At 35.8% G+C, this 6,389-nt stretch carries 6 protein-coding genes and 1 tRNA gene; 2 read left to right on the top strand and 5 right to left on the bottom strand.

The annotated features are described in order from the left end of the window. From HRT72_03005 to xerD, 3 genes are all read right to left on the bottom strand, one after another. A partial coding sequence (locus HRT72_03005) for a hypothetical protein (protein NQY66679.1) occupies positions 1–1,486 on the bottom strand: 1,486 nt, incomplete at its 3' end. A gap of 306 nt (positions 1,487–1,792) precedes the next feature. Then, positions 1,793–2,062 carry an RNA-binding protein gene (locus HRT72_03010; protein NQY66680.1) on the bottom strand — a complete coding sequence of 90 codons (270 nt, stop codon included), beginning with the start codon at positions 2,060–2,062 and terminating at the stop codon, positions 1,793–1,795. Positions 2,063–2,263: 201 nt separating this feature from the next. After that, positions 2,264–3,169, bottom strand: a complete 906-nt coding sequence (gene xerD / locus HRT72_03015; GenBank protein ID NQY66681.1) for a site-specific tyrosine recombinase XerD — start codon at positions 3,167–3,169, stop codon at positions 2,264–2,266. A 56-nt stretch (positions 3,170–3,225) separates the two neighbouring features. Between xerD and HRT72_03020 the strand changes: the two genes are divergently transcribed. After that, positions 3,226–3,651, top strand: a complete 426-nt coding sequence (locus HRT72_03020) for a 3-dehydroquinate dehydratase (GenBank protein ID NQY66682.1) — start codon at positions 3,226–3,228, stop codon at positions 3,649–3,651. On the opposite strand, the gene HRT72_03025 is transcribed toward HRT72_03020, so the two are convergent. Continuing rightward, a complete protein-coding gene (locus HRT72_03025) occupies positions 3,648–4,658 on the bottom strand; it encodes a glycosyltransferase family 2 protein (protein NQY66683.1) in 1,011 nt (336 codons plus the stop codon). The two genes, HRT72_03020 and HRT72_03025, sit on opposite strands and share 4 nt — an antisense overlap. 61 nt (positions 4,659–4,719) lie before the next feature. After that, the gene (locus HRT72_03030) at positions 4,720–6,216 is read right to left on the bottom strand and encodes a GWxTD domain-containing protein (protein NQY66684.1); all 1,497 of its coding nucleotides are present in this window, start codon (positions 6,214–6,216) and stop codon (positions 4,720–4,722) included. Between the two features lie 84 nt (positions 6,217–6,300). On the opposite strand from HRT72_03030, the gene HRT72_03035 reads away from it, so the two are divergent. Next, positions 6,301–6,388: transfer RNA gene (locus tag HRT72_03035), tRNA-Ser, on the top strand. The last annotated feature ends 1 nt before the right edge of the window (position 6,389 follow it).

The raw sequence follows: 6,389 nt of genomic DNA on the forward strand, positions 1-6,389 counted from the left end.
AAAACTGGCCGGTTGTACTTGTGATGGCCGTCCTATAAAGAGAATCACCTAATGCGCTTTGGTGAGTACCGTTATTTGTATGATCGGATAATGCATTTCCTCTATATAATAATCTTGTTGCCGCATTACGAGTATTAGAATTAAATAATGAGGCGGAGGCGTAAGCATTAATAGAATATGTGCCACTTAGACCATTAGGGCTTAAATCCCAGAACCCAGTATTAAAGCGATCTGTAACGGTTGCAGTTCCGTCCGAAAGATCCGCTTGAGACCAAGCAGGATCAGTCTCGTCAAAAATGGCAATTAAAGTTCCTGTTATTGTAATGGCACTAAAATTTAGCAGGATGCCATAATCATTGGAGTTTGTTTGGATTGGATACAAATAGTTTTTATTAGTTGTTGCCACCCATCTTTCAAACGAACCACTAATAAAACCGGAGCTGTGTGAAAGAGTACCTTCGTTTACAGCATCCGTGCCTAGCTCTAAAGTTTTGGTGGAAGCAACTGAAATATTTCCACTTGTCATTGTTAGCACGTTGCTTACTGTTACATCTTCGTTTACTTGTAATTCACCAGCTGACTTATTAAGGGTAAGATTGTAAAATGTCTGTGCGTTATTAATAACACCTGTACTAGCTCCATCGAAAGTAATTGTATTGTTGTACCCATTAAAAGTAGCACCTTGATTATCCCAGTCACCACCAACATTAATGTCGAAATTGCTTAATACGTCCGCATCTAATGTTCCTGTTATTATCGTTAAATCATTTAGAACAACGAGACTACCAACCATTTGAGCAGTATTACCACCCATGTCGATAGACAAGTTGTAGTAACTAGTTGTATAAATATCTTTATCTGCATTCCTATAAACAACAGTGTTGCCTGTGGCTGTAGCAACGATAACGCCTTTTTGATCGCCTTTAAATAGTGTTTGCCTAATAAGTAATGTTGAATTAGTACTGTTGGTCCAAACAGAAGAGTTGTCAGCTCCCTTTATCGTTTTGCATTCGATGTAGCCATTATTGGTTATTTCCGTACCGATTTTCATATCGAATTTAACCTTATTCATTGCCAGTACAGCGGAAGATGAAATGGTCACGGGACTAACTTCAAGACGAATTGTGCCCTTGTCTGTAACAGTTCCAGTGCCATCGATTACAGCATTTGCACCGTACATAAAAATCTTCCCACCTCCAGTCCAGTCGCCGTTAAAAGTTAAGTTTCCGAATGCTAGAAGATCGTTTTTGCCATCGTCTAGTTCTCCACTTGTAATAGTTAAACTATTGCAAGATTCATCTTGAGTCATAGTAATTACATCGCCATTGTCAATAATAACGTCGTCTCCAGAACCAGGTATTTGGGCAGGTGTCCAAGATCCTGTGTTGTCCCAGTTTCCATCACCGTTTGAAGTGATTGTTGTTGCAACAAGGTTTGTAATCGAAATAAATAGAATGAAAAATGAAGAGTAAAAAAACTTAATCAAGTTGATTTTGATAATAGGTTTAGACAAACTGGTAGCGCAGCATTAGTGTAATTTACGTATTAGTTAGCTTTTAATATGCCGTTGTAATCTTTATTCGATGAATAGTGATGTAGAGGGGATGAAATGCGGATAAATGGTGGTTAAAGAATAGTAATTAAGAGGTAACTGGGAAAATATTCTTTACCGGTCTTGCAAAGCCATGAATATATGTTGTTGAAATAAGAAAAATATCCCATAGCAGAAGGTTCAAATAAATAACCCATTGTTGAGAAAATTGAAATTAAAAGGAGAGGAGAAAGAAGTTATTTATGCGCGGTTGCCATCAGGACCTTCATCTCTTGGGTGTGCTATGATAACTCTTAAATTTCTGCCATCGATGTCTTTGCCATCAAGTTCAGACACTGCTGTTTCTTCTACACTGGCATTGTCCATATCAACAAAACCAAATCCTTTTGATCTTCCATTGAATTTGTTTACAATGATTTTTGCTGACTGCACAGCACCGTGCTCTCCAAAAATTTTCTGCAAATCTTCTTCAGTCATGGAATAAGGGATGTTTCCCACGTAAATTGTCATAGCTTCTTGTTTTTTTCCTGTATAATGATAGTAAATTTAATATTTTATAGACCTTATCCAAATAATATTAGTTCCAAAAAAGGATTGTGGCAGATAAGTAAGACAGTTACAAACTGTTGATTATGATTAATTTATAATCGATTTGCATGTTAAATGCGATGAATTGCCAGTAAATAGTAGCTTTTGAACTATTTATATTTATCAAAGTTTACTTCTTGGGTGAAAGGATAGGATGGCATCTCTTAAATACTCTCGATCTAAATGTGTATATATTTCTGTGGTTGTGATCGATTCGTGCCCTAGCATTTCTTGAATTGCTCTTAGGTCAGCACCACCTTCAATTAAATGAGTTGCAAAGGAATGCCTAAATGTATGTGGACTTATTTTTTTTTGGATTCCAATTTTAGTGGCCAGTTCTTTTATTATTAGGAATATCATTACACGTGTAAGTCCAGCCCCTCGGCGATTTAAAAAAAGAATATCCTCATTTCCTGGTTTGACTTTAGCGTGTGATCTTATTTCTAGAATATATTGTTTGATAAGCTTACTAGCCACACTTCCCATTGGTACAAGCCTTTCTTTGTCGCCTTTGCCTGTTACCTTTATGAAACCAGAATCGAATGAGATATTTGTGATTTTTATATTAACCAGTTCTGATACACGTAGACCACAACTATAGAGGGTTTCTAAAATTGTTTTATTTCGTTCTCCTTCTGGTTTGCTTAAATCAATGGCTCCAATAATGTCATTTATTTCTTCAATAGCCAGTACTTCTGGAAGCTTTCGTGGAAGCTTAGGAGATTCAATTAATAGAGTAGGGTTGATTTCTATCAGATCTTCTAGAATCAGGAATTTATAGAATGCTTTAATGCCAGAAATTAAGCGAGCCTGACTTTTAGCACTCATTCCTAAATTATTTATCCAATTCAGAAATCCTTGTAAGTGCTTTAATTCAACGCGTTCAGGAGTTAAGTTTAGGTTTGCATGATCTATATATTGTGTAAATTTATTTATGTCCAATAGGTATGCTTCAACCGTACTAGGTGAAACTGATTTTTCTAGTTTTAGGTAAGCTTTAAACCCAATAATCGAACTTTTCCAATCCATAAATTAACGCCAGCAGAAATTTATCTAATTTTAGCATTAGAAAAATAGCAACTTTTATGAAGATATCGATTATAAATGGACCGAATTTAAACTTACTTGGGAAACGAGAAAAGTCAATATATGGAGATCAATCATTTGATGAATACTTAATTGAGCTTCAAAAGCTTTTCCCAGAGCATGAGATTTCCCACGTTCAGAGTAATGTTGAAGGAGAATTGGTTGGTATGATTCAGGCAGCAGGAGAATCTTCGGCAGGTGTTATTTTAAATGCTGCGGCATACACACATACATCGATTGCAATGGCGGATGCGATATCTGGAATTCAAAAGCCAGTTGTAGAAGTGCATATTTCCAATGTGTTTTCTAGAGAGGATTACAGGCACGTTTCGTATATAACTCCCGTATGTAAAGGGAGTATTGCTGGTTTTGGATTAGATTCTTATCGATTAGCGGTATTGAGTTTGTCGAACGACAAAGCTTAATTATCCAACTCTGAAAACTTCTTTTTTCTCTTAATAAAGTGATCAAATACGATACTCTTAGAGTAGATCGCAGTTATTCCACTTATCGATTGATCGATGCGTTTGTTTTTATATTCGAAAAACATACCGTAGAAAGAGAAATGAGCTTTGATTACCGCGATGCAATCTTTGAAATCGCCTTCCGCAATAAACTTAATACCCGCTATGCCATCTAAAAATAGCTTGAATAACAGTATACGGTAAAGTTTATTTGCTGGCAGATTCTTTAATAACATCAACAGAACATTCCTGAAATTGAGAAATGTTTTTTGGGGATTTGATTTTGGTAGACTGCCACCTCCAACGTGATAAATTGTAGATTCTCCAATATACATTATTTTATGCCCTACTGATTTCATTCTCCAACAGAGATCGATTTCTTCCATGTGTGCAAAGAAGCCTGAGTCGAAGCCGTCTAATTTGTGAAAGACCTTGCTTCGAATAAAAAGACATGAACCGCTTGCCCAAAATATTTCTTTGTTAGCATTATACTGTCCATTGTCGGGTTCTACTTCTTGGAAAATTCTGCCTCTACAAAAAGGGTAGCCGTGCTTATCAATAAAACCACCTGCAGCTCCGGCGTGTTCAAATTTATCTTTGTTAAATATATCTTTGATTTTCGGTTGACAAGCAGCTACATCATTGTTCTCGTCTAGATGTTTAATAATAGGATTTAGCCAGTTGTCAGTAACCTCAACATCCGAATTTAATAATACATAATAGTCGTATTTAGACTCTAGTTCTTGAAGTCCATTGTTATATCCTCCTGCGTAGCCTATGTTTTTATTTAGTTGGATAACTTTTAAACCTGGGTAGTTATTCCTGAGAAACGAGATGGAAGCATCGGTAGATGCATTATCAATAATTATTACCTCGGCTTCGTCACCAGATTTCTCAACAATGGTTGGAAGATAGTCTTGGAGCATTTTTTCTCCATTCCAATTGAGGATAACTACGGCGGTTTTCATTTGTTGAAGTTAATTAATAATCAATTTAGGATGTTGATTGCACGACTTATAATTGAAATGACTAGAAGACTACTTTGAAGTTCTGTTCTAACTCTCGGATTATAGCCGATTTAGTCACTGACATTGATTTTTTATTTAACTCATTTCGAATAAGAACCTCCGTCCATTTTGGGTTGTTTCTTTCTCCTAGAATGTTTGAATGCAGGATAGGGTATTCATTTCCAACCATAGTAGGGTTGTAAAAGACAATTTTACGATTTCGCGAGCCTTTTAAAATGTTGTATTGCCAAATCTCGTAGGGGAATGTTCGTTCGGTGTTTTTGTATTTGTTGAGAACACTAGGTTTTCCATGTTTTAAAAATATTCTTCCTCTGTCGGTTTCAAAGCCCTGTCTCATAATCGAACCATAATGTTTATCTGCGAATTTTACTTTTTCAATATATTCTTTCCATTCTAGTTCGGGGTTATCTGGGTTTCTTTTCTCCCAGAAATAGAAGAAAAATTGTTGCATAAGAAATAAGTCATCTTCCTTGATTCTGTTTTCTGCATAGATTATCTCATTTGAAGTACCAATCAACTGAATACATTTGAGATGATTGATCATTGTTTCTTTGTCCTTAATGTTTGTAACAAAGGTGTTTTTGATTGATATATTCTTTAAGTTCTCGAGGCTTACTTCAACTGGGTTTTTACTTCTTTGAAATTCTAACTTCTTCCTAGCCAGAAATTGGTTGTTTTCGTCATTTATCTGAATAACAAGGTTGTAATTGCCAGAGTATATTTTACTTAAATCAATTTTAGCTAGGAATGGTTTAACTATTTCGCTTTTTGCTCTCGAGTATCGAATCTGATTTTTTAGCTTATAGTGAGTGTATTCATCCTCAATAAAGTAAGTGATAAGGTATTTTCCAGTATCTCCTAATACTTTAATTGTGTTATAGATTTCTGTATAGAACGATATCGTATCGACTGACTCTGGAATGAAAGATACTCTGCCAGGAGCAGATTGAAGAGGGTACGGGATCATGGCATAGCCATTCTTGATATGCGGAGAGGATGCAGTACTGGGGTAGTAGCTTTCTAAGAGTTGTATATCGGAGAATGCGATATTTTGGATTGTCGATATAGAAATATTCTCAGTAAACGATAAAGCAGGTATGGTATCAAGCTGGTCTTTAACCGTGAGTGTTAAAATATATTTCCCTGTATCAATGAAAGTCTTTGTAATGTCTAAAAAATTTGTTGGGATTATTACTTCATCATTGTGAGTAGGGCTGTTAATCTCGTAATTGTTACTAATAATAACGGAGTCGTTCTTTGTAATGGTTAAAGTAGCATCAATTGTTGCGGTATATAATTCGTCCTTGTTTTTCTTATAGCGCAATGTTGCACCGGCAAATGTTAGATGGGTTTCTAAATAAGGTTCTTCTGGTGGCGAAATGAAAATAGAATAATTAAAATATGATTTTAGTCCTTGAGATACGCCAATAGATGGTACGACATTAATAATGAGTACTAAAGCTGAAATTGAAAAGGCGTATTTATATCGTTTTTTCATACTGTAAAACTAACTATTCAAGCTGACGAACAAAAAAATGAAATAGTCGGTTTTTCGTTTTAATTAAAAATGTATTTTCGCCTCGGAGAAGTGGCAGAGTGGTCGAATGCACTGGTCTTGAAAACCAGCGTAGGGCAACCTACCGGGGGTTCGAATCCCTCCTTCTCCGCCAG

It is taken from the genome of Flavobacteriales bacterium (assembly GCA_013214975.1).
Classification (GTDB): Bacteria; Bacteroidota; Bacteroidia; order DT-38; family DT-38; genus DT-38.

Bases quoted from the DNA above. Each gene is read 5' to 3' on its own strand.
- HRT72_03025 (NQY66683.1), bottom strand. From the start codon at position 4,658: ATGAAAACCGCCGTAGTTATCCTCAATTGGAATGGAGAAAAAATGCTC.
- HRT72_03030 (NQY66684.1), bottom strand. From the start codon at position 6,216: ATGAAAAAACGATATAAATACGCCTTTTCAATTTCAGCTTTAGTACTC.
- HRT72_03020 (NQY66682.1), top strand. From the start codon at position 3,226: ATGAAGATATCGATTATAAATGGACCGAATTTAAACTTACTTGGGAAA.
- HRT72_03010 (NQY66680.1), bottom strand. From the start codon at position 2,062: ATGACAATTTACGTGGGAAACATCCCTTATTCCATGACTGAAGAAGAT.
- xerD (NQY66681.1), bottom strand. From the start codon at position 3,169: ATGGATTGGAAAAGTTCGATTATTGGGTTTAAAGCTTACCTAAAACTA.